The 21,812-nt window shown below is 53.8% G+C and carries 23 protein-coding genes; 13 read left to right on the plus strand and 10 right to left on the minus strand.

Annotated features, from left to right (window positions below; genetic code table 11):
* Nucleotides 1–69 precede the first annotated feature (69 nt).
* A complete protein-coding gene (leuB, locus tag JE47_RS0106565; protein WP_031458990.1) occupies nt 70–1,146 on the minus strand; it encodes a 3-isopropylmalate dehydrogenase in 1,077 nt (358 codons plus the stop codon).
* A gap of 100 nt (nt 1,147–1,246) precedes the next feature.
* On the opposite strand from leuB, the gene JE47_RS20400 reads away from it, so the two are divergent.
* The gene (locus JE47_RS20400) at nt 1,247–1,486 is read left to right on the plus strand and encodes a hypothetical protein (RefSeq protein ID WP_035419126.1); all 240 of its coding nucleotides are present in this window, start codon (nt 1,247–1,249) and stop codon (nt 1,484–1,486) included.
* A 67-nt stretch (nt 1,487–1,553) separates the two neighbouring features.
* Here JE47_RS20400 and JE47_RS0106575 read toward each other — a convergent pair whose 3' ends face one another.
* Complete coding sequence (locus JE47_RS0106575) at nt 1,554–5,027, minus strand: BTAD domain-containing putative transcriptional regulator (protein ID WP_031458991.1); 3,474 nt, start codon at nt 5,025–5,027, stop codon at nt 1,554–1,556.
* Nucleotides 5,028–5,162: 135 nt separating this feature from the next.
* On the opposite strand from JE47_RS0106575, the gene JE47_RS0106580 reads away from it, so the two are divergent.
* Genes JE47_RS0106580 through JE47_RS0106595 form a run of 4 tightly spaced genes read left to right on the plus strand, consistent with a single transcriptional unit; the run spans nt 5,163 to nt 7,798 of the window.
* Nucleotides 5,163–6,038, plus strand: a complete 876-nt coding sequence (locus JE47_RS0106580) for a hypothetical protein (RefSeq protein ID WP_031458992.1) — start codon at nt 5,163–5,165, stop codon at nt 6,036–6,038.
* Entirely contained in the window at nt 6,035–6,658 is a 624-nt protein-coding gene (locus JE47_RS0106585; RefSeq protein ID WP_031458993.1) for a YigZ family protein, read from the plus strand. Before JE47_RS0106580 ends, JE47_RS0106585 begins: the two co-directional genes overlap by 4 nt.
* A gap of 11 nt (nt 6,659–6,669) precedes the next feature.
* Nucleotides 6,670–7,107 (plus strand): DUF2231 domain-containing protein, encoded by a 438-nt coding sequence (locus JE47_RS0106590; RefSeq protein ID WP_031458994.1) that lies wholly within the window; start codon nt 6,670–6,672, stop codon nt 7,105–7,107.
* A gap of 10 nt (nt 7,108–7,117) precedes the next feature.
* The gene (locus JE47_RS0106595) at nt 7,118–7,798 is read left to right on the plus strand and encodes a lysophospholipid acyltransferase family protein (protein ID WP_031458995.1); all 681 of its coding nucleotides are present in this window, start codon (nt 7,118–7,120) and stop codon (nt 7,796–7,798) included.
* Between the two features lie 314 nt (nt 7,799–8,112).
* Here JE47_RS0106595 and JE47_RS0106600 read toward each other — a convergent pair whose 3' ends face one another.
* The 3 genes from JE47_RS0106600 to fmt form a co-directional block, all read right to left on the minus strand.
* Nucleotides 8,113–8,709 carry an SH3 domain-containing protein gene (locus tag JE47_RS0106600; RefSeq protein WP_236631151.1) on the minus strand — a complete coding sequence of 199 codons (597 nt, stop codon included), beginning with the start codon at nt 8,707–8,709 and terminating at the stop codon, nt 8,113–8,115.
* A 22-nt stretch (nt 8,710–8,731) separates the two neighbouring features.
* Nucleotides 8,732–9,166, minus strand: a complete 435-nt coding sequence (locus JE47_RS0106605; RefSeq protein WP_031458997.1) for a hypothetical protein — start codon at nt 9,164–9,166, stop codon at nt 8,732–8,734.
* 137 nt (nt 9,167–9,303) lie between these two features.
* Complete coding sequence (gene fmt / locus JE47_RS0106610) at nt 9,304–10,239, minus strand: methionyl-tRNA formyltransferase (RefSeq protein WP_031458998.1); 936 nt, start codon at nt 10,237–10,239, stop codon at nt 9,304–9,306.
* Between the two features lie 95 nt (nt 10,240–10,334).
* Here fmt and JE47_RS0106615 point away from each other — a divergent pair, with 95 nt between their 5' ends.
* The 4 genes from JE47_RS0106615 (at nt 10,335) to JE47_RS0106630 (ending at nt 14,470) form a co-directional block, all read left to right on the plus strand.
* The gene (locus tag JE47_RS0106615; RefSeq protein WP_031458999.1) at nt 10,335–11,279 is read left to right on the plus strand and encodes an MDR/zinc-dependent alcohol dehydrogenase-like family protein; all 945 of its coding nucleotides are present in this window, start codon (nt 10,335–10,337) and stop codon (nt 11,277–11,279) included.
* Nucleotides 11,272–12,213, plus strand: coding sequence for a GGDEF domain-containing response regulator (locus JE47_RS0106620; protein ID WP_031459000.1), 942 nt, complete (start codon nt 11,272–11,274; stop codon nt 12,211–12,213). The genes JE47_RS0106615 and JE47_RS0106620 overlap by 8 nt, the downstream gene beginning before the upstream one ends.
* A 253-nt stretch (nt 12,214–12,466) precedes the next feature.
* Complete coding sequence (locus tag JE47_RS0106625) at nt 12,467–12,679, plus strand: hypothetical protein (RefSeq protein WP_031459001.1); 213 nt, start codon at nt 12,467–12,469, stop codon at nt 12,677–12,679.
* Between the two features lie 27 nt (nt 12,680–12,706).
* Entirely contained in the window at nt 12,707–14,470 is a 1,764-nt protein-coding gene (locus JE47_RS0106630) for a heme o synthase (RefSeq protein WP_031459002.1), read from the plus strand.
* A 327-nt stretch (nt 14,471–14,797) separates the two neighbouring features.
* Here JE47_RS0106630 and JE47_RS0106635 read toward each other — a convergent pair whose 3' ends face one another.
* The 3 genes from JE47_RS0106635 to JE47_RS21275 all read right to left on the minus strand — a co-directional run bounded on the left by JE47_RS0106635 (nt 14,798) and on the right by JE47_RS21275 (nt 16,547).
* Nucleotides 14,798–15,853, minus strand: a complete 1,056-nt coding sequence (locus JE47_RS0106635; RefSeq protein ID WP_031459003.1) for a permease — start codon at nt 15,851–15,853, stop codon at nt 14,798–14,800.
* Nucleotides 15,854–15,943: 90 nt separating this feature from the next.
* Nucleotides 15,944–16,177 carry a thioredoxin family protein gene (locus JE47_RS0106640; protein WP_031459004.1) on the minus strand — a complete coding sequence of 78 codons (234 nt, stop codon included), beginning with the start codon at nt 16,175–16,177 and terminating at the stop codon, nt 15,944–15,946.
* Nucleotides 16,131–16,547, minus strand: a complete 417-nt coding sequence (locus tag JE47_RS21275) for an ArsR/SmtB family transcription factor (protein ID WP_330216971.1) — start codon at nt 16,545–16,547, stop codon at nt 16,131–16,133. Before JE47_RS21275 ends, JE47_RS0106640 begins: the two co-directional genes overlap by 47 nt.
* A gap of 212 nt (nt 16,548–16,759) precedes the next feature.
* On the opposite strand from JE47_RS21275, the gene JE47_RS0106645 reads away from it, so the two are divergent.
* Nucleotides 16,760–17,173 (plus strand): heavy metal-responsive transcriptional regulator, encoded by a 414-nt coding sequence (locus JE47_RS0106645; RefSeq protein WP_051871083.1) that lies wholly within the window; start codon nt 16,760–16,762, stop codon nt 17,171–17,173.
* 125 nt (nt 17,174–17,298) lie between these two features.
* Here the strand turns inward: JE47_RS0106645 and arsJ are convergent, their stop codons facing one another.
* Both arsJ and JE47_RS0106655 read right to left on the minus strand, forming a co-directional pair.
* Nucleotides 17,299–18,600: an organoarsenical effux MFS transporter ArsJ gene (gene arsJ, locus JE47_RS0106650; protein ID WP_051871084.1), complete on the minus strand. Its 1,302-nt coding sequence runs from the start codon at nt 18,598–18,600 to the stop codon at nt 17,299–17,301.
* A complete protein-coding gene (locus tag JE47_RS0106655; protein WP_031459007.1) occupies nt 18,597–19,604 on the minus strand; it encodes an ArsJ-associated glyceraldehyde-3-phosphate dehydrogenase in 1,008 nt (335 codons plus the stop codon). The genes arsJ and JE47_RS0106655 overlap by 4 nt, the downstream gene beginning before the upstream one ends.
* 351 nt (nt 19,605–19,955) lie before the next feature.
* Here JE47_RS0106655 and minC point away from each other — a divergent pair, with 351 nt between their 5' ends.
* The 3 genes from minC to minE are packed head-to-tail and all read left to right on the plus strand — an operon-like array spanning nt 19,956 to nt 21,720.
* Nucleotides 19,956–20,618, plus strand: a complete 663-nt coding sequence (gene minC, locus JE47_RS0106660; RefSeq protein ID WP_031459008.1) for a septum site-determining protein MinC — start codon at nt 19,956–19,958, stop codon at nt 20,616–20,618.
* A gap of 10 nt (nt 20,619–20,628) precedes the next feature.
* Entirely contained in the window at nt 20,629–21,429 is an 801-nt protein-coding gene (gene minD, locus JE47_RS0106665; RefSeq protein ID WP_031459009.1) for a septum site-determining protein MinD, read from the plus strand.
* Between the two features lie 15 nt (nt 21,430–21,444).
* Nucleotides 21,445–21,720: a cell division topological specificity factor MinE gene (gene minE, locus JE47_RS0106670; RefSeq protein ID WP_031459010.1), complete on the plus strand. Its 276-nt coding sequence runs from the start codon at nt 21,445–21,447 to the stop codon at nt 21,718–21,720.
* The last annotated feature ends 92 nt before the right edge of the window (nt 21,721–21,812 follow it).

The raw sequence follows: 21,812 nt of genomic DNA on the forward strand, positions 1-21,812 counted from the left end.
AAGCGCTCCTTCCGCTGTTCGCGACTTGTGGTTCGGTAGCGTGATCCTCAGTATAGCATAGCCACACCGTCAGGCAGCAATGGTAGCGGCAACTGCGTCGCCGACTGCAGTCGTGCTGTACGTGTGCTGGCCAGGAACGGCAATGTCAGCCGTTACAATCCCTCGTTCGATCACCGACGCAACCGCAGCTTCAACGCAGTCGGCTTCAGTGGGCAGATTCAACGAATGACGAAGAAGCATTGCCACACTCAAGATGGTTGCCAGCGGATTAGCTTTACCTTGTCCAGCAATGTCAGGCGCCGAACCGTGGATCGGTTCGTACAACCCCAGTCGGCCATCACCGAGCGAGGCCGATGGCAGCATCCCCATTGAACCAGCCAGCATTGAGGCTTCGTCGGTCAAAATATCGCCAAACATGTTCTCGGTCACAATCACGTCAAAGTCGGCTGGTCGGCGGATCAGGTGCATCGCGCAGGCATCGACCAGCATGGTCTCGAAGTGCAAATCGGGGAATTCCGTTTTGATCAAACGAGTGGTAATACTGCGCCATAGACGACTGGTTTCGAGCACATTTGCTTTATCGACCAGCGTTAGCTTCTTCCGCCGTTGACGGGCCAGGTGCGCTGCCACCCGCACGACACGGATAATCTCCTCTTCATGGTAGAGGCAGAGGTCACTAGCCCATTCGCCATGGGCACCCTGTTCACGGCGCTTCTCGCCGAAATAGATGCCTCCGGTCAGCTCGCGCACGACGATCAGATCGACCCCCTGCAATCGTTCAGGCCGAAGCGGTGAGGCATCGATCAATTGCGGATATATACGGACCGGACGCAGATTGGCAAACAGCCCTAATTCCTTACGAATGCCCAACAAGCCTTGTTCAGGACGTACCCGGGCCTGGGGATCGTCCCATTTTGGCCCACCTACTGCACCGAGCAGAATAGCATCGGCAGCACGACATACGGCAACAGTTTCGGCTGGCAATGGACTGCCGGTTACGTCAATGGCGCAACCGCCGATCAGTGCCTCGTGAAACGAAAACTGATGCCCAAAACGGCTTGCAACCGCACGGAGCACCTTCAATCCCTCGGCAACAACTTCTGGCCCGATACCATCACCGGCTAGTACTGCAATTACTGCTTGCACGACATACCTCTCAAATGGTTATGAAATGGTAAGAATGCCACTGTATGATACTTTCAAATGTGCGACAGTATGTCACAGATGGTAGCATAAGGAAAGCTCTATGGCGACTCGACGAGTCGAATCGTTTCTGGTGCGGATTGTGGTAGCTGAAAACGATGAGGCCACCCCGCAGTGGCACGGACGAATCCAGCATATCGGTACCGGTTTCGAGAGCCGCATTGATCAGCTTGATGAACTCCTGGTATTTATTGCCAACCACCTGCGCAGCGCAGCTTCTTCTGGTGTGAACAGTGGTACAGCGAATGGTGCTGACCAACCAATAATCGGTGGTAGCGGTTAATCTTCCCGGAAATGGGTATCTGAATCTGATTGCGGCCACGTAATCGACCGAATAATGCGGTGGAACGTTACGAAGCTCTTTTGCCACGCACCTGCTCAAACAGAGCAACTGTTTCCGGTAATGGATCAACCCCCAATTCTTCGCGCAGTGCGGTAACACAACGGTGATAGAGACGAATAGCCGTACTGCGCTCACCAATCATACTGTAGGATCGAATCAATAACTGATACGCCTCTTCCTGCGCTTTGTCATATTCCACCACACGCCAGCCTAGCTTGATGGCGTCGTGGAACTGCTTTTCATCGAACAGGATTCGCCCCAAATTGAGGGCAGCTTCGGTAAACAGTAACCCTAATCGCTCCCGTTCGACAACCGACCAATCCTCGTAGAGGCTGTCAGGCAAAAATGGGCCACTATACAATGCTACTGCCTCTTGAAAGGCTTTGCGCGCCTCGTTAAGCTGGTTGCGTTGCAATGCGTGCCGGCCACGTTCCACTGCCCGAACAAATTCGGCTACATCGTACCAGTGATCGCTCTCGACATTGAAGCCATACGTGTCACCTTGTTGCAGCAGGTAGTAGGTAGGGGCACCTTCAGGTCGATCCGGTTCTAACGCCCGGATCAATCTGCTCACTGTCACCCGTAGATTATTTGATGCCGATTCACCGTCTAATCCCGGCCAGAGCATATCCATAATCTGCTCACGGGGTAACATTCGACCACGCTCGATCAGCAGCAACTGCAAGAGGTGACGTGCTTTCACACTGCGCCAGTCGCGATCACGGATTTCTTGATCGCCGCGTAGCACTTGAAAGCTACCCAGCGCACGAATGACAAGACGGTACGGTGGACGGTAAACCAGACGTTCCAACGCTTCACTCGCCGCCGTTCGCATCTGTAACGAGCGATCTTTCAACAAACTGCGCAGAGCACTATACGCACTGACCAACCCTAATTCGCCGATCAGGGAAGCACTCCGCAGTCGAATCTTCAGTGGTACTGATTCATCGAGGAGCGAAATGAGCGTTGTACTCAACGTTGCGGCATCGAGTTGGCGAAGTGCAGCCAGCATCGCCTGACTCGACAAACCAAGCCGAAGTGCAGTGGCAATCGCCCACTTTATTGCCGGCTGCGGGATGAAAGGTAGCGACTGAACACCAGCCCGATCACAGATTGCGCAGGCAGTGGTAAGATCGCTGGTAATTGATGGATCGTCTGGTCGGTTTTGCGCAACGAGGTAGGCACGATAGATATGGACGAGAGCGCGAAACAGCCCATCGTTGCGCTGGCCCATTGCTCTGATCAGATCTTGCGCCAGATCAAGGGCCTGCCCATGGTCGCCACCTTCACCAAGGACAATCAGTAACAGACTCTGCATCCAAAGCTCTTGTGCATACAGGGTCGCGAAGACACCCTCTTCACGCTGCGTTGATATTTGCCGCCAGCATTGCAAGGCTTGCGCGGTAGCCGTCGGTTGTGCATTGCGGAACAGTACATAAATCTCAATAATTCTGGCCCGCATCGCGAGCAACCGGTCGTCAAGATGAGCAGCGATCTGACGTACCCGTTGCAGATAGGTCTCTGCTACCTCACTTTGATCGTGTTCAACGAGCAGAATCGCTAGAATCAAAGCGGCATTACCTGTCAGGACGCTACCGGGGGCATAGTCATTCAAGCGTTGGTAACTCTCTTGCGCCTGAATAAATGCATCGTCCCGCTTGCCTTGCTGGTACAGGGCCATCGCCTGCAAGAGCAAGAGCGACTGGCGCAACATGTCGTTGCGGTCAATGCGCGGCAATTCGAGCGCGGCGCGAATTGCCGTTAAGGCATCGGCTGGATAGCCCTGCTGAATATAGATGGAAGCACGTAAGACGGCCAGCAACCACTGCCATAGCACGCTGAGGGGGCGCTGATCAGCCCAGCGGGCAACCCGTAATGCCGCCCGAAACCGGCCCCGATTGTAGAGGAGGGCCATTAAGCCGACCAGTGCTGCACCACGTGACCACGGATCGGTGGCTCGTTGCGCGGCAGCAATCACTTGCCGACAGACCTGGTCAAATTTCGATGGGGTGTCAGCCCAAAACAACAGGATCGTCATATCGCGCAACGCTCGTAATTCTTGCGTTGGTAATCCGTTCTGGCGATAAGCTTCAGCCGCCTCACTGATCAGTTCCAATGCGCGTTCACGATCGGTTGTGAAGAGGCTCCAGCCGTACATATGGAGCAATTCGGGATCATGTTCGCGCACTTCAGGAGGTAGACGTTCGATCCAGCTCCGTAGACTCTCGCGTTGCAATGTATCGATGAGCGGCCAGGCATGCTCGCGGAGGGCACGGGCAATCGCAGCCGGATTTTCTGCCGCCGCCAGATGACGCAGTGCAGCCTCAATCTGGTCATGACGCGCCAACACTTCTCCGAATCGTTGGTGCAGCTCACGGACAAAGGTGCGATCAAAGCGTGTCAACGCCCGGTCAGCCAGTAAACGCTGCCAGAGTGGGTGGAAGCGAAAGATACGCTCACCATTGGTATTATTGCCGGTCTCGACGGTTATGGGCAGGCCAAGTGATATTGCCTGCTCGATCAACTGGGCACTATCCTTTACTTGTAGCGCCTCATCGAGCCAGGCCGGATTCACCTGTCCTAACAAGGCGGCACAAATCAGGCGGTCAACCAACCGTTCGGGTAGCTCAGACAGCACTTCAGATGCCAGATACCCAAACAGATCGTACTGATTGGTCGCCAGCCCCTGCAAGTACGGATAGCGCTGAGCTGGTGTCAGACGGGCAAGTGTGCGCACTGCAAGCTGCACACTTAACATCCAGCCGCCGGTACGATCAAGGAGGAGATCGATTTCTTCATCAGACAGGGTAACGTCGGCGCGTGTCAACAGTTCAATCACCTCATGGCGACGCAGCAACAGGTCGTGAGCACCTACCTCGAGGAGCGCACCTTCGGCGCGTAAGCGCGGGAGTGGCGCAAAAGTGAGTGGGCGGCGCGATGCCATAACAATATGCAGATGAGGCGGTGCTGCCCGCAGCAGGTAGCCAAGGAGATCGGTAGTAATCGGTCCATCAGCGATGGTATGCACATCATCGAGTATCAGAACGGTTGGCGATTGAAGATCGCGCTGAATATCACCGAGCAGCGCCCCCGCAACCAGCGGCCAGTTGCGATCAAGACCCGAGATACTTTGCAATATCCGCAGCGCCTGTTCACCGATAAAGGGCATCACGCGGCGGATTGCTCCGATCAGATATGCTAACAGTAACGCCGGCTCTTGATCGCTGGCCTCCAGACCAAGCCAGACGACCTGTGCTCCGGTCTGAATAAGCTGATCGGCCCATTGCGCCAGCAGAGTTGTCTTGCCGTAGCCTGCCGGTGCGATGACCAGTGTCACCGGTAACAGGCGAACCTCCGCGAGCAAGGCTTGCAGATCAGGACGCAAAATCTCGTCGGGCCGCACCGGTGGCGGCGTAATTTTCAGAGGGAGTAAGGGGAAACTTACCGCAACCGATGGCGCATGTTCGGCCAGTTCGGTCATGGATAGCTCCTTGTAATGATCAGAAAAAGTTGAAAGACCATGAACTGCAATCGATCAATATCTGTTGCTGACACATGTATAGGACAGTTGTATACTGTATTATAGTCTTTTTTATTGTAGCATGACCAGACAGCAATGCCCATACTTATTTCAGGTATTCCAACACCCAGATCGGCGCTGTTCTTTCACCGCGCTGAACGAAACCAGGCGGTGATCTTCGATCCTGCCTGCGCACCGCTTTTGCGGCCTGTCGTTGATGTCGATACCCTGCAACCATGGTATACACCTGTCGGGGAGCGCTGGTTGCTGGCTATTCCCCACGGCTATAGCCAGCGTGCGAACATTGCAACGTTTACCGACCTTATCCAGCAATATCCTGGACTTCGGCTGCGGCTAAATCACTATGCCGATATATCAGAACCATACTGGTGGGAAATGCCGCCGGCAGCCAGTGCGGCGTTGATGACTGCTACACCGCGCATATTGATCGGTACTGGTGATCACCCACCTCTTGCCTGGGATACCGGCAATACCGTTGTTCTTGCGCCGATCCGTATCCTTGCACCTGCCGATCATCTCACGCTGGCGCTTCTGGCAACCGAGGGTGGCAGGCGAGCACTCCGGCATGCTCAGGATGCGATCGCACTTCCTTCGGTACCGACTGCGTTGGCAGGACGTCTGGCCGAGCTGGCCGCTCAGGCAGTGACGATAGCCCATGAACGCCAAACGCTAGCCCGAGAATTTGCTCGCCGACTGCTTGCCGATTTCGGTCCACCGGGTAGTAAGCTAAGCCCGGCGCTCGAACGCTGGTGGGAATTAGAGTTTCGTGATCTGTTGGTCGAGGTTGCACGTGCCCTGCGGAACCCGATCCCTGAACCGTTTCAGCCCTTCTGGGTGGCCCGGCATACTGAGGATCGTGCCCGTTACTATGCACTTACTACCGAAATTGCGGCAATAGAGGCAGCAATTGCCGAGATCGCTCATCCATTGTGGCAGGAACATACGCTATGACCAAAGCACACTATCCGATCCCTGCAAGTCCAGCACAGACCGAAATTGTCGTTCGTGGTTCTCGTTTTATCGCTCAGGCCATACCTACCCCAACCGTAGAGGCAGCGCGAGCAGCGATTGCGGCAACACGGGCAGCAATGCCCGATGCGACCCACCATTGCTATGCGTACCTGATAGGTTACGGTTCAAGCACAATTGCCGGCATGAGTGATGATGGTGAACCAGCGGGGAGTGCCGGTCGACCAATGCTGTCTGTGCTGCGCGGTGCCGATTTGGGTGACATCACGGTTATTGTAACCCGTTACTTCGGTGGTACCCTGTTGGGTGTTGGGGGGTTGGTACGCGCTTATAGTGATGCAACCCGTGCTGTGTTGGCAATTGTGCCCCGTACTCAACGGGTGCTGTATCAACGGGTGACGATGCACATACATTATGCCGACTACACCATGATCCGTCGGTTGCTCGAAGCTCATGCTGCCATCATTGTTGAGGAGTCGTTTGCTGCTGATGTGATGATGACGGTCAATGTGCCGGTTGATCGTCTCCACGCGGTGCGCCAGCAGATCGAGGAGATGACCGGCGGTCGTGCTCATCTTGAACCGGTAACGTCTGTGATATAATTTTGGTGAATATGTACGCACTGCATCCTGCGACAGTTCACATTCCTATCGGGTTGCTGTTAGCCAGCACTCTGTTCACATTTATTGCCCTGCGTACCGGTCGTATGCAATGGGAACAGAGTTCTTTTCACTGCCTGATCTTCGGCCTACTAGGAGCTGTGCTGGCAATGGTGAGTGGCTTAATTGATGCTGCCCGACAACTGACCGGCCCGCACATTGCGCCCGATGATCCGGTCATTCTGTGGGTGAACGGCCATGCTGCGGCGAGTCTGGTCGCTACACTGTGCTACGGGCGTGTGTGGCTGATGCGACGGCGGCAGCACACCATTCTGAATGATGTGGTACAGCGAAATGCCTACCTCGGTTGGCACATTGCTGGCCTGATATTCCTGGTATTGGGCGGTTGGTTAGGTGGTCGCCTCGTCTTTGGATTTGATCTGGGCCGATAGTGAGGACAGCATGTTTGCTTACACTGTCTATGGTTTTCTCTATCTTCTCATCAACTTCTTTCGTTTGATCGGCTGGTGGCGCTGGTCTATCGAGGGTGTTGAGCGTTTACCGCCACGTGAACAGGGCGGGATGATCTTGGTGATGAACCACATCAACTGGGTGGACATTCCTGCCGTGGGTGCAATGCTTCCTTTCCGGTATCGCCTCTCGTGGCTGGCCAAGATCGAGATATTTTCGCATCCACTGGCCGGTTGGTTCTTTCGGAAGATGGACGTGATCCCTATTCGCCGTGGCAAACGCGATCTGGCAGCCCTTGAAGCCGCTACTGAAGCCCTGCGCAGAGGCGCAGTGTTGCTGATTTTTCCGGAAGGTCATCGTAGTCGTAATGGTATACTGCAACCCGGTCGAGGTGGGGCAATTCGGCTGGCAATGCAAGCTGGTGTGCCGATTGTTCCAATGGCGATCACCGGTACCGAACACGGTTTTCGGGGGACGTTATTGCGCAAGCCGGTGCATATAACGATAGGTGAACCGTACCACGTCGAGCCGCTTCCTGACAACAAGATTCCTGCCGATGTTATGGAACAGTTGACGAATGAGATGATGTTGAAGATTGCGGCAATGCTGCCACCGGCACAACGTGGCCCTTACGCGGCCTTGCTCGAATCTCCCACAACTGTGAGAAGGTAGAGCAGGAAGCCTCATTCTCAACCTAATCTCACGGCCTAGGGGAAGATGAGGAGTTCTAGACTGGGCACAGTTCTATCCGTCACTGACGTGGTGTGGTGACTTCTCCTCGCACCTTACAGGTCGGCACTTCCGGGCAACAGGTAGCCAGACACATAGCTTTTTCTTCTCTAATCGGGAAAAAGGGAGTAGATACAAGAGCTTATCCGAAACATCCTGTTTTGGAAATCGTCATATCCCACGATTTGAGACTACATGGAAGCAGTGTTGACCATTCGATAATCTTGCCCATAATAGCCATCAGGTGTCTCTCGCCCTTATGGTGCGAGTGGTTCCAAAAAATTCGTCCCATCAGGCGTTGTTACCGCACACCAACCGCTCTGAGATCCAACCGCAACCCGCCACCAGGTATACCCGTCGGCCACAACCGGACCTTCGAGCAAAACAACTTCACGCCCGGCAGGAATGCGCGCAATCACTCGTGCTGTTAAGCCTGGCGAAGCGCGCAGACGCAGTGTTGATTCGCCAATGTTGACCACGACTGCACGAGCGCCAATTTGCAACGTCGGTGGTGTGGGTGTTGGAGAAGGGGTTGGTGAGGGCTGTATGGTTGGCGTTGGCGGAATTGGTGATAGTGTCTCTCCAGCCGTTATTCCCGTCGGAGTAATACCGGTCTGGGTAACAACAGCCGGGCCGAGTTGACTACTTAACCATACCAGTGCTCCGATGAGCAGTACCCCGATGCTGCCAATCAGGAGTATTGAACCAATTATCACCGATCTTGGCCGATTCCGGCGGCGTACTGAATCATACCCCAGCCGATAGTAATAGTAGTGTTGATAGTAGAAGGGGTTAAATTCACCACGTTCAGCATCAGCAGCACCAAGTTCGTACATCTCGCTGGTGGTTGGCATAGGCGAAGGAGCTGAACCCAAACTACTTGGTCAACACCAGGTCTTCGCGCCCCATCTCACGCAGCATTCGTGGGTATAATGTGTACATCGGTTCGACAGCCGGCAAGAGTTTTAGAATCTTGGGGATGGGACCTTTCGCGATAATCTGGCGGCGGGCTAGAGCAGTCATCAGATTGATCTTGCCATGCCAGAATTGATGCGCAATATCTGCTTTCATGCTCATCTCAACATCTGGCTTCAGATCTACTTCTCCCCAGAACACATCGCAATACGCGCCGGGTTGGGTAGGGGGATGGGCTGCATCAATCGTGGCGATTCCATGGGGTTCTTCGTAGCGAAACTGAATGACGATCCGACCTTCACGAATGCGTGGCGCGATCTGGGGGTCGCATTTCACCTGATCATAGAGTGCGCCTAAGATTTGACGTAGCTCTGCTTCATCTTTGAAGAATGGCATTGTTTTGCTCTCCCCACCGTTCAGTACAAACGATACTGTTTTGACTCGATCCTGTAGCTGTGATTATACGAGGTTCGGCAGTAGAATGCAAGATTGAATAACGCATTGCGTTATCTTTTTACTCTCATCGCCCTCTACTACCCATTCCCCAACTGAATGGTATCGGCGTGGATACCGGCCAACCATGCCGAGCCGCTCATTGCCCGTCGGCTGGCAGGCTGTACTTCCACGAGTTCAAGGGCATCGCTGCCAGTCTGTACGAGCGGATGCCCCCGTTCACTTCGCCCGATAACTGTACCTGGTGATGCCGTTGATTCGTTCGCTACGACGGCTGCACTGATGATCCGTAGTGATTGACCACGCCAGAAGGTATACGCACTCGGCCACGGGTCATACGCTCGTGTCATCCGCTCAATGACAATCGCCGGTAACGACCAGTCGATACAACCATCCTCTTTCTTCAGCATTTTGGTCACAGTCGCTCGGCTGTGATCTTGCGGACGCGGTTCAATTTCTCCCCTTGCATAACGTGGCAGGGTCTCTACCAGTAGTTGGGCGCCAATACGGAATAACTCATCGGTTAGTGGGCCGGTACGCGCCGTTGGTGGGAGATCGACCACTGCCTGGGCTAGAATTGGTCCGCTATCCATCCCCGGATCGAGGAGCATAATGGTCACACCGGTAACCGTTTCACCTGCCAGAATTGCACCAGCAACCGGCGTTGGTCCACGGTAGAGCGGTAACAATGAAGGATGGATATTGAGATACCCCAGTGGCGGAATTTGTAACACAGCTCGCCGCAGAATCTCACCATAAGCGGCGACAACGCCAACTTCCGGTTGGAGAGCACTCAGGGCGTCAATGACCACTGGGTCGCGTAGTGTTTCAGGTTGCAGAACGGGCAGATTATGAGCCTGAGCTGCGACTTTTACCGGCGGTGGTGTAAGCCATCGCTCGCGACCGGCTGGTCGATCAGGTTGGGTGACCACACCAACGATCTCATGGCCGGCTGCGATCAAGGCCTCTAACGCATGCACGGCAAACGATGGACTTCCTAGGAACAAGACACGCATTTCCACACCTCTCTCCTCGCTTACCGTGCGACACGGCAGGCAGCGGAATATAGTATAATAGAATTTGTCATTATCATCGACAAAAAGATTCTGCTATGCGAGCGGTTTTTTTCAACGGCAACCTCCAATATAGCACCGATTATCCTGAACCTCAACGGCAGCCAGGGGAGGCTCTTATCCGTCCTCATCTAGTTGGAATATGTAATACCGATCTTGAAATCACTCGCGGATACATGAATTTTCATGGCGTTCTCGGTCATGAATTCGTTGGTACCGTTGTTGAGAGTGATAACCCTTATTGGCAAGGACGACGGGTTGTTGGCGAAATTAATGCGGCCTGTCGGCGCTGCCCAACATGTCTGCGCGGTGATGTCAGCCATTGTCCGCATCGTACCACGCTCGGTATCTATCGGCGTGATGGCGCAATGGCTGATTTGTTCACGTTACCCGAATCCTGTCTGCACGAAGTTCCGGCGACTGTCAGTGATGAAGCGGCAGTATTTACCGAACCGCTGGCCGCAGCACTGGAAATTGTCGAGCAGAGTCATATCCGTCCAACCGAACGGGTAGCCGTTATCGGTGATGGGAAGCTCGGCGCTATGATTGTTCAGGTCTTACGCCTTACCGGCTGTGAACTGACACTCGTTGGTCGCCATCCAGAAAGGTGGGAACTGTATCGTCAGCAAGGGGTGCAATGTATCAGCAGTATTGAACTCAAGCAAGATCAGTTTGATGTAGTGATCGATTGCACCGGTCATCCGTCCGGTTTGGCGACTGCTCGTCAGTTGGTGCGTCCACGGGGGCGATTGATTCTGAAAAGTACATTTGCCGCTGAAACGCAGCTTAATCTGAGTATGGTGGTCGTTGATGAAGTGCAACTGATCGGATCTCGTTGTGGCCCCTTCGCTCCAGCATTACGCTTGCTCGAGCGCCAGCTTATTGCTACTACACCGCTCATCAGTGCGCGCTATGCACTTGCCGATAGTTTACAAGCTTTTTCGGCTGCACCCGGTCAACTCAAGGTTTTGCTCTGTGTCTGAAGAAGATCACCTCCCAACAGTACTGATTGCCGACGACGATCCAAATATTCACTTTTTGCTCAGTGATACGTTGACGAGAGCCGGTTTTGCAGTGCTAACTGCCGATAACGGCCACTCGTTGATCCAAATCGCGCAAGATCAGTTGCCGGATATTATTCTGGTCGATCTGATGTTGCCTGGCATTGATGGCTATGAAGCAATTCGGCAACTACGTAATGATACGCGCACGGCCCATCTGCCGATTATGATTGTTACAGCACGGACCAATCCTGCCGATGTAGTGATCGGTTTTGATACGGGCGCCGATGATTATGTGACGAAACCATACAACGATGCCGAGTTGATTGCACGCATTCGGTCATTGCTGCGGCGCACGACGAAACGTTCAGTACGCAATCCGCTAACCGGTCTCCCCGGCAATGTGCTTATCGCGGAAGAGATTCGCTATCGCCTCCAGAAAGGTGATGCGTTTACCTTGCTCTACCTTGATGTCAACGAGTTTAAAGCCTTTAACGATGCGTATGGCTTCGCCCGTGGGGATCAGGTTATCCGTCTCATCGCTCAGCTTTGCGAACGGGCACAACAACTGTTTGCCCCTCAATCTATCTTTGTCGGTCATGTGGGCGGCGATGATTTCGTGATCCTCTGTCCAACGGCTCTTGCTGCTAATCTATCGCTATGGCTGGTTACGCAATACGAGCAGGAAGTGTTACCGCTGTACGATGAAGCAGATCGTCAACGTGGTTATCTGATCGGCTATGATCGGGCCGGTAATTTGCATCAGATTCCGATTGGCGCTATGGCAATCGGTGGCGTTTCAAGCCGCCCTGACGTGACGGTTGATGAATTATCGCGCGAAGCGGCAGCGATGAAGCACGAGGCAAAAGCCTTTGCTACTAGCGCGGTGATTATCGATCACGTGCGATTGCGCTAATTGCAATATCTTGCCGCAGAACGAAGATTGGTTGAGGCACGGCAGCGCTGCACCCACACTACCGCACTGCCCCTTCTTCATTGCTTATCAATCCTCACATCAAGAGTTAACGGATCTCAACCAGATTGTGCGCATTCTGATGCGGGAACAGACAATCTGTATCGAAATATCCATTGTTAGGACTACGAAGCACATGGTATAATGCGGGCGGTGTTATTATCGTGAAAGAATCCACAAAATATCAGGTGACTTTATGATGGCCTGGTTTATCTTTTGGGTTACAGCTTTTGTAGCAATCGGCGGGCAGATTCCATTGATTATTGCCGCGTGGCGTCTGTATCGTCAACCGCATCTTGCACCGGCTAACGTACCACGCAGTGATGGCCGGGCTGATCTGGGTTGGACGATCCTGACTGCGCTGGCCACGCTGGCGCTGTTCGTTGCTGCGTATCTGGCATTGCCATAGCCGCTGAGTTGAGCAGAGAGGGTTGTTATGGCGGCGCGTACTGTTGTTCGAGTATTATTGATTGGATGGCTTTTAACACTGGCAACGATCATTTCCGGTGGATTAGTGAGTGTTTCGGGCAGTTCAACGACGTGTCTATCGTGGCCGCTGTGTCTGGAAGAACTGCGTAACGGTCAGAATCCGTTGATCTGGATTTCATTAACTCACCGGGCACTGGTTGCCCTGGCGCTGTTGGCTGTGGTTGCTGGAATGGTTGCTGTCTGGCGTCGGCCAGAAACTACCGGTTTGCCGCGGATATTTGCCTTTGCGGCTGGGTTCCTGTTTATCTTACAGGCGCTAGCCGGCGCCTTATTGGTCTGGGGTATACCGGCAATGGTTGCCGATGTCTGGCACTTGAGCGGAGCACTGTTGGCCTTTGGTGCGCAGACGTTGACACTCTTGTTGATTACTCTTCCAGCTCAATCGCCATCAGAGCGCGTTACCGGGCGTGTCGCTCAGACCCAACGTCGTCTCCGTCGTATGGCGTGGTGGCTAGCGGCGTCTGCCGGGGTAGCTGCACTGGCTATCGGTGCACGTAGTGCCGCACCAACGCTTGAAATGGCAACTGCACTACCGGCAAATAGTGTTGGCGCCATGAGTTTTGTAGCTTTGCTGTCAGTCTGGATGGCGTTCGAGTTGCGCCGTCGTCTACAACCGGTTGCGCAGCCGGTGGCATTGGCGATAGCGGTGCCACGCTATAGCCTCCTCTTGCCGGGATTGGCACTGCTGGCGCTGGTGGGATTATTTATCACGCCAACTGGTCATCTGCTAAGCTTGATCGCAGGAACTATCCTTTGGGCCGGTACATTGGCGATAGCTGTTGCTCTGCAACGGATACCGTTTCACGTTGTATCAACCCAGGGGGTTGCCCGTCCAGCTCCTGCCTGGCGGTCAGTCATCGCCGATTACATTAGCCTGACGAAGCCGAAGGTAATCTCTCTGCTGCTGGTTACCACGCTGACGACGATGTTTATCACCGAAGCCGGAATACCTTCGTGGTGGCTGGTGTTGTGGACAATGATCGGTGGTTATCTGGCCGCCGGTGGCGCCGGCGCTATAAACTGCGCGTTTGACAGTGACATTGACGTCAATATGGGCCGTACCAGCCGTCGCCCGGTGCCGAGTGGTCGTATTTCACCCCGAGCAGCATTTATCTTTGGGGCGGTTCTGAGCATATTGTCGATTATTGTGCTCTGGGTCTTCACGACGCCATTGGCCGCCTTCTTCGCTTTCCTGGGTATTGTCTACTACGCCTACTTCTATACCGGCTGGCTCAAGCGAACCACCTGGCAGAACATTATCATCGGTGGTGGCGCCGGTGCGATCCCGCCGCTCGTTGGTTGGACAGCGGTGACCGGCTCGGTGAGCCTGATGGCAGTAGTGTTGTTTGCGATTATTTTCTACTGGACACCGCCACACTTTTGGGCGTTAGCCCTCGTGAAGCAGAAGGATTATGCCCGCGCTGGGGTACCGATGTTGCCGGTTGTAGCCGGTGAAGCAGAAACACGCTGGCAGATTCTGGTCTATTCGGCGATTATGATGGCGGTGTCGCTGCTACCGGTGGCTATTGGTGCGATGAGCTGGATCTACTTGCTCGGGGCGGTGCTGCTCGGTCTCCGCTTTATGCGCGATGCCTGGGCGGTCTGGCGTGTCGGTGATCAGGCCGCAATTTGGGGTCTGTACAAGTATTCCTTGCTGTACCTGGCACTTCTCTTCGCAGTGATGGTTGCCGACCGGTTGATCATTGGGTAGATTTGGCGAAAGACCGGTAAACTGTTTGCTGCGACAGGAGATGTAGCATGCGGATGTACCTGATCGCCGACAGTGACTTTTAAAAGATGTGGCGCGTTTGACTCGCATCGGATCGAACTTTGCTGATCTGGTTGCCCCTTCCTCTTCCAATTGGGAGCGGAAGGAGGTTTTCCCTACAAATTACGTTCAGTCACCAAATCATAGAGGAGTGGCGCGCCGCCACTCCTCTCGATGTGATACGTCGGTATCAGTCTGGTCATGAGTCACATTACGTTATCAAAGGGTTTCATCCGTTGTGACGTGACAACAAGTCTTTCGGATAGGCTCTCAATTCACTATCAAATTAAACAGGTAGCCAACAACGACAATTCCGGTCGTCACCGTTCCGATAAAAATTGCGATTAAACGTGGTTTGAGGACACGACGCAGGATGATCATTTCGGGTAGACTGAGTGCCACCACTGCCATCATGAAAGCCAGCACCGTTCCGAGAGCTGCTCCTTTTGCCATCAAGGCCTGTACTACCGGGATGATCCCAGCAGCGTTAGAATAGAGCGGTACGCCGAGGATGACCGCTGCCGGTACTGACCACCAAGCTTCTCGTCCCAATATACCGGCCAGGGCATCTTCTGGTACGTAGCCATGAATGCCAGCGCCGACGGCAATCCCAATAACAACGTAGAGCCATACCTTCCCAACGATCTCGCGCGTGTTTTCCCAGGCTATTGTAAAGCGTTGTTTCCAGGTGAGACGGGTCAATACAGTTGCACCGTCACCTCCCTTAATCTGCCAGACAAAGTCTTCCACGTAACGTTCGAGGTGTAAACGTCCGATGATCATTCCCGCCAGTATCGCGATACTCATCCCAGCAATCAGGTAGAGTAAAGCTATCTGCCAGCCAAACATTCCCAAGAGCATCACCAATGCTACTTCGTTCACCATCGGCGCCGCGATGAGAAACGAGAAGGTCACACCCAACGGAATGCCTGCTTCAACAAAGCCGATAAAGAGCGGTACCGCTGAGCACGAGCAAAATGGGGTCAGGACACCGAGTCCGGCTGCCAGGATGTTGCCGATACCTTCTCGTTTGCCACCCAATAGTTCACGAGTGCGCTCTGGGCTAAAGAATGAGCGAATGGTACTGATCAGAAAGATCATGCCACTCAGTAAGAGGAGAATTTTCGGTACATCGTAGAGAAAGAATGCGACCGCTTCGCCGAGATGTGAACCTTCCTGAAGACCTAGTACACGGAACGTTATCACCTGCGCCAGCGGCTGCACCAGGTTGTACGCGATGAGCCAAATGATGCTGGCGCCAATAACCAGTGCCCAGACACGCCACGTTCGTTGCTGGCGGCCGGTTGAGGGTACAGTTTGTTCCATAATGCTCCTCCTTATATATGCAATTTTTTGAATGTGTTGCCGGTAAGAAGAGCGGGTTACTTTTTGCCCGCTCTCGTTGCCAGGATACGGTTACCTCAACCAGCCGGCAATTTCCTCTTCTGAGGGGATACGGCCAGAAGCAACCAGCACATCGTTTACGACCAGGCCTGGTGTTCGCAGTACATTCCAACGCATGATTTGCGCGTAGTCAGTAACCTTTTCAATCTCGGCTTCCACCTGAAAGCGCTGCACAATGTTACGGACACGCTCTTCCAGCTTACGACAGTTCGGACAACCCGGTCCCAGGATTTTGACATTGATCATAGCGTGCTTCTCCTCTTGTTCGTGAGATAGTTGTACAACGTGGACACGAGCATAAAGCGGTAATAGTCTCTGCTGGCGTATCTCCTCCAACTATCGTCTGAGCCAGATCGAGTATGGACAGAATCTCCGGTTGGGTTATACGGTAGTAGATATTCGGACCATCACGACGATCGGCGATCAACCCGCTCTTACGGAGTACGGCCAGTTGTTGCGAGACATACGCCTGCCGGAGACCTAATACAGCTTCAACATGACAAACACAAGCCTCGCCCTCGCGTAGAATATCGAGGATTTTGATTCTGATTGGGTGCATGAGGGCCTTGAAAAGGCGTGCCTGTTTGGTCACAGTTGTGTTTGTCATAGCTGACATTATATTCAATTTTTTGAATGTGTGAGTTAAGAGATCACAACTTGATCTTTCCTTCTACATATCTATCCGAACTATCCTGCTGCAGAGGAAGATTCAGGTGATTCGCGAACCACCCCTCCGGCGTGGTGAGGCGATCCCATAGGCGTACCGGAAAACGTTGCAAAGCTCTGGTATGCTATAGTTACTCTACAACTCTCTTTGCGAGGTGTGTCATGATGCGCATTGGTGAGCTTGCTCGTCAAACCGGTGTACCGGAAAAGACCATTCGCTACTACGAACAGGTTGGTTTGCTCCCACCACCGCAACGAATGGAAAACAATTATCGGCTCTACACACCGGAGATCGTTGATCGACTACGTTTCGTCGTCAGTGCCCGACGCCTCGGTCTCTCGTTACGTGAAATTGCAGCAATCCTCGCGCTTAATGATCGTGGCGAGGTTCCTTGTGGTGAGATGCTGGCAACCCTCGATCACCAGATTGCTGCTGTTGAGCATCGTATCACCGAACTTCAGACCTTGCGGGCACAGCTTATCGAACTTCGTCGGCGTGGTCAGGATGTAGCTATACCGTGGACAGACTGTATCTGTGCCGCAGTACGTGATTGGACTGCGCAAGAGACAACGTGACGTCGAGCGCGGTGTTTCAGTAATCACGCACCATAAGATGACTGTTTCCCCGATTATAGATACTATATCTCAACTTACTCCGTAATAGTGCTACCGGTTCTCTTCTCTGCTGATGACCTGATGACCTACTCTGTAACCTTCCACGTGCCGGTGACAATGCGGGTTGGTCTTGGCAGGCGCAGCGAGATCAAACCGGCCAGCAACAAAAATCCGGTCGAAGCCCACAGACAGGCCACCAATCCATCGTACAGGCCCTGTTGCATGCCCCATTGGTACAACGCACCTGATAAGACCGTGCCGGTCAATCGCCCCATAGCATTCGCCATATAGTAGAAACCGACGTTCATCGCTACTTTAGCGTCGTCGGCATAAGCCAGAATCAGGTAGCTATGTACGGCCGAGTTGAGAGCAAAAACCACACCAAAAGCCAGTAATCCACCGACAACCGCTACCGTTGGTACCAGACCGGCGCGCAGCGCCAGCGCAATTGCTGTTGGAAACGCTGCCAGGGCGAACGCAAGCCACATCGCAGTACGACCGTCGGGGGCGTGTGCTTCGGCAACCCGCCGTCGGATCAATGTTGGTGTTGCTGCCTGCACAAAACCATAGCCAATTGTCCACGCTGCCATAAAGCCGCCAGCCAGCCAGAAATCCCACCCTAGAACGGTAATGAAGAACACGGGAAGGCCAACGACAAACCAGACATCGCGTGCTCCAAACAGAAAGATGCGTGCCGCTGCGAGCAGGTTAACGGCCTGATTTGGCGAAAAGATTTGCTTGAATTTGGCCTTTTTGTCGGCTTTACCCAGATCGCCGCTGATGGTGCTGACGGCGCCGATCAATGCGCTAAGCACCAGTGTGGCCAGGATGATCAGTGCTGTTTGGAAGCCAAACAGACTAAGTAATACAGCCCCTACAAAGAAGCCCAATCCCTTAATCGCGTTCTTCGAGCCGGTGAGAATACTGACCCAACGGTACAGTTGACCTTCGCTGCTCCCTGCCACCAGCTTGACCGCACTCTTCGACGACATTTTCGTCAGGTCTTTGGCGATCCCTGACAATGCCTGTGCTGCCATGACGTAGGGAACTACCAGCAAAGAAGGTGGTGCAAAGGCAAGCATACTGAGGGCAATGAGTTGTGTGATCAAGCCGGCGAAGAGGGTTGTCTTGAGGCCAAAACGGGCACCGAGGTAACCGCCAAACAGGTTGGTAAGAATCCCAAAAACTTCGTAAAACAGAAAGAGTGAGGCAACGGCAAATGGCGAGTAACCAAGTTGCGCAAAGTAGAACAAGACCAGCATCCGGATCGCGCCATCGGTGAGCGTATCGGCCCAGTAAGCCAGGGTTACCAGGGTGTAATTACGGCGGTCAGCCTGGCGTTGTGCCAGCGCAGCCGATGTTTCATGCGTTGAAGGTGCTGTATTCATAAGAGTTGTGCTACCTTTCGCGCTAATTCGACATACCGGTTCGCGTAACCCCATTCATTGTCGTACCACGCATATATCTTGACCTGCGTGTCGTTGGTGACCATCGTGCACAACGAATCGACAATCGCCGAATGGGGATTACCGAGAAAATCAATTGAGACGAGGGGACGTGTTTCATACGCAAGTATCCCCCGCAGAGAGCTTTCGGCTGCCGTTCGCAACAGTTCGTTCACTTCAGTTACCGTCGTTGGTCGGCGTACCTCAAAAACACAGTCGGTCAGCGAGGCGTTGAGCAGCGGAACACGTACTGCCTGGCCGTCAAGTTTCCCCTGCAATTCGGGGAAGATCATCCCAATCGCGGTAGCTGAACCGGTCGTCGTGGGGATGAGCGACAGACTAGCGGCTCGTGCCCGCCGTAAATCCTTCGCCGGACGATCATGCACGCTCTGGGTGTTGGTTGAGCTATGAATAGTGGTAATCATACCATGGGAAATACCGATTCCTTCGTGAATGACTTTCACAATTGGGGCCAGACAGTTGGTTGTGCACGAGGCTGCGGTCAGCAGATGATGTCGGGCCGGTTCGTACCAGTGATCGTTGACACCCATCACGATATTCAGTGCGTCACCCTTCACCGGCGCCGCAACGATTACTTTTTTCACGCCAGCGGTGAAGTAGCTTGCCAGTTGGGCGACTGTGCGGAACTTGCCCGTTGCTTCGAGTACGATGTCAACCCCCATCGTCGCCCATGGAACGGCGCCGAGGTCTTTTTCTTGACTGTAACTGATGGCTTTGTCGTCAATGTATAACCGATCACCTTCACCCTGTACGTCGTGCGACCAGCGCCCTTGCGTAGAGTCAAAACTGAGCAGGTGCGCTGCCGTTGCTGCATCGCCACCAATCTCATTGATATGTACAAATTCTAGCTCTGGCCATCCCCACGCCGCGCGGAGGGCGAGCCGTCCGATCCGTCCAAAGCCGTTGATCCCTACCCGTGCGACCATAAGTTTGCCTCCCAAATTATATCATTCGAGATTGATATAATTGTACTCGATTGTTGGGCATTCTACAAGCTGGTGTAAGGTAATAGAAAAGGAAAGCGGATGGGTTCTCAACCGACCGCCGCTGATGTCTGAGTACGCCGGCGGCTGCCAGCCGGTTGAGCATCGTCTCCACCACGGGCCGGAGACTCACGTTTCCTGCGCAACGACACCGGTTGGTAAGCAGCGGGGGGTTTGAATATCATCCAAGACCGACAATGTTGAAAACCTGGGCTAGAGCCGGTCATTCTCACAAAAAAGGGTTCACTATGCTATAATTGCAGACAATCATACGTTCTATATGGTAGTATGACCATGAGCGATCTGATCAGTATAAAGGGTAGCCGCGATGGACTACGGCTTCGCTTAGATGCCAACGCTGCATGGTCGGAACTGTTGAGCCGACTCGATCATCATTTGGGCGAACGACGTAGTTTCTTTCACGGCGCTAGTGTTGTGATCGATCTAGGTGATCGTGAAGTTTCATCGGCCCAATTGGACGAAATGCTAGCCCTGATTCGGCAGCATGGGGTACAGGCCACAGCCATTGACTCGTCAGAGCGGGCTACCCGTATGGCAGCACGAGCTGTTGGATTAGCAACCCGTCCGATAGTGCGTTACCCTGAACCGATGCCGATGCCTGAAGCTGAGGCGCTTCTTGTAATACGTACATTGCGGTCAGGGCAGGTCTTGCGTCACACCGGGCATATTACGCTGATCGGTGATGTGAATCCTGGCGCCGAGATTATCGCTGGTGGGAGCGTTGTCGTTTGGGGGCGGTTACGCGGTTTGGTGCATGCCGGGGCATTAGGCGATAGCAGTGCGATCATCTGTGCGCTCGAGTTACGTCCGACGCAATTACGTATTGCCGATTTGATCGCACGCGCACCGGATCAGCATCCGATCAATCGACCTGAGTTTGCACGTGTTGTTGCCGGTGAGATAATTGTTGATGGATGGGAAACGTTTAAGCGTTAGTGGGGTTATAATGGGGCGAGTCATTACCGTTACATCGGGGAAAGGGGGCGTTGGTAAGACGACAACCACCGCTAACCTGGGAACAGCGCTGGCGATGCGTGGCGCACGGGTCGCTGTGGTTGATGCCGATATTGGCTTGCGCAACCTCGATGTGGTCATGGGGCTTGAAAACCGCATTGTGTACGATCTGGTGGATGTCGTGGAAGGCCGTGCCCGCTTGCGGCAGGCTTTGATTAAGGATAAGCGCCTGCCAGAGCTGTGTTTGCTCCCGGCTGCCCAGACACGTGATAAAGATGCGGTCAATGCTCAGCAGATGATTGATCTCACGCAACAATTACGGGCTGAGTTTGATTTTGTGTTGATCGACAGTCCTGCCGGTATCGAAGCTGGTTTTCGCAATGCGATAGCCGGCGCTGATGAGGTGATCATCGTAACGACGCCGGAAGTGTCAGCGGTGCGTGATGCTGATCGGATCGTTGGCTTAATCGAAGCGGCAGAGAAGGGGCCAGCCTCGCTGATTATCAACCGTATTAAGCCGCGTCTAGTGAGCCGTGGGGAGATGCTGTCGGTAGAAGATGTGCTTGAATTGCTGGCCATTTCGCTACTCGGCATCGTGCCCGAAGACGAGACGATTGTGATTGCTACCAATCGGGGTGAAGCGGCTGTCTATGATCCGAATTCCTTGGCCGGTCGTGCGTATATCAATATTGCGCAGCGATTGGCAGGCGAAGATGTACCGGTGATGGCAATCCCTGATCAGCAAGGCGTGCTTGACCGCTTGCTCAGTCTGTTTGGGCGGCGACGGACATAGACGAAAGGAGTGCCTGTGTCGTTTTTCAATGGCCTCTTCGGTCGGAAACGCGACTCAAGTGCCGAACTGGCCAAGCAACGGCTGTTAACGGTGCTGATCGACGACCGTTACAAACTAACGCCAGAAATGATGGCACAGCTGAAGGCTGATCTGGCTGAGGTGCTTCAGCGCTACCTTCCGGCCATTGATGCCGAGCAAATCGAAGTAACGCTCAGTCGGGGTGAGGCACACGATTTGCTAAAAGCTGATGTGCCACTACGACGGGCAGCAGAACCGCCGTCGAAGCGGTAGCTCCGCCATTCGCAGTTGCCGCTATAATGAAGGGCGACCGAATCACGGTCCCATGTGATTCGGCGCCCGTTTCAACGTTGGTGGTGGTAAGG

It is taken from the genome of Chloroflexus sp. MS-G, from assembly GCF_000735195.1.
In the GTDB taxonomy this organism is placed as follows: domain Bacteria; phylum Chloroflexota; class Chloroflexia; order Chloroflexales; family Chloroflexaceae; genus Chloroflexus.

What these genes read in the sequence shown, in the direction of transcription:
- JE47_RS20400 (WP_035419126.1), top strand. Translation starts at nt 1,247, where the DNA reads ATGGCGACTCGACGAGTCGAATCGTTTCTGGTGCGGATTGTGGTAGCT.
- JE47_RS0106575 (WP_031458991.1), bottom strand. Translation starts at nt 5,027, where the DNA reads ATGACCGAACTGGCCGAACATGCGCCATCGGTTGCGGTAAGTTTCCCC.
- JE47_RS0106580 (WP_031458992.1), top strand. Translation starts at nt 5,163, where the DNA reads ATGCCCATACTTATTTCAGGTATTCCAACACCCAGATCGGCGCTGTTC.
- JE47_RS0106585 (WP_031458993.1), top strand. Translation starts at nt 6,035, where the DNA reads ATGACCAAAGCACACTATCCGATCCCTGCAAGTCCAGCACAGACCGAA.
- JE47_RS0106590 (WP_031458994.1), top strand. Translation starts at nt 6,670, where the DNA reads ATGTACGCACTGCATCCTGCGACAGTTCACATTCCTATCGGGTTGCTG.
- JE47_RS0106595 (WP_031458995.1), top strand. Translation starts at nt 7,118, where the DNA reads ATGTTTGCTTACACTGTCTATGGTTTTCTCTATCTTCTCATCAACTTC.
- JE47_RS0106600 (WP_236631151.1), bottom strand. Translation starts at nt 8,709, where the DNA reads ATGCCAACCACCAGCGAGATGTACGAACTTGGTGCTGCTGATGCTGAA.
- JE47_RS0106605 (WP_031458997.1), bottom strand. Translation starts at nt 9,166, where the DNA reads ATGCCATTCTTCAAAGATGAAGCAGAGCTACGTCAAATCTTAGGCGCA.
- fmt (WP_031458998.1), bottom strand. Translation starts at nt 10,239, where the DNA reads ATGCGTGTCTTGTTCCTAGGAAGTCCATCGTTTGCCGTGCATGCGTTA.
- JE47_RS0106615 (WP_031458999.1), top strand. Translation starts at nt 10,335, where the DNA reads ATGCGAGCGGTTTTTTTCAACGGCAACCTCCAATATAGCACCGATTAT.
- JE47_RS0106625 (WP_031459001.1), top strand. Translation starts at nt 12,467, where the DNA reads ATGATGGCCTGGTTTATCTTTTGGGTTACAGCTTTTGTAGCAATCGGC.
- JE47_RS0106630 (WP_031459002.1), top strand. Translation starts at nt 12,707, where the DNA reads ATGGCGGCGCGTACTGTTGTTCGAGTATTATTGATTGGATGGCTTTTA.
- JE47_RS0106635 (WP_031459003.1), bottom strand. Translation starts at nt 15,853, where the DNA reads ATGGAACAAACTGTACCCTCAACCGGCCGCCAGCAACGAACGTGGCGT.
- JE47_RS0106640 (WP_031459004.1), bottom strand. Translation starts at nt 16,177, where the DNA reads ATGATCAATGTCAAAATCCTGGGACCGGGTTGTCCGAACTGTCGTAAG.
- JE47_RS21275 (WP_330216971.1), bottom strand. Translation starts at nt 16,547, where the DNA reads ATGTCAGCTATGACAAACACAACTGTGACCAAACAGGCACGCCTTTTC.
- JE47_RS0106645 (WP_051871083.1), top strand. Translation starts at nt 16,760, where the DNA reads ATGATGCGCATTGGTGAGCTTGCTCGTCAAACCGGTGTACCGGAAAAG.
- arsJ (WP_051871084.1), bottom strand. Translation starts at nt 18,600, where the DNA reads ATGAATACAGCACCTTCAACGCATGAAACATCGGCTGCGCTGGCACAA.
- JE47_RS0106655 (WP_031459007.1), bottom strand. Translation starts at nt 19,604, where the DNA reads ATGGTCGCACGGGTAGGGATCAACGGCTTTGGACGGATCGGACGGCTC.
- minC (WP_031459008.1), top strand. Translation starts at nt 19,956, where the DNA reads ATGAGCGATCTGATCAGTATAAAGGGTAGCCGCGATGGACTACGGCTT.
- minD (WP_031459009.1), top strand. Translation starts at nt 20,629, where the DNA reads ATGGGGCGAGTCATTACCGTTACATCGGGGAAAGGGGGCGTTGGTAAG.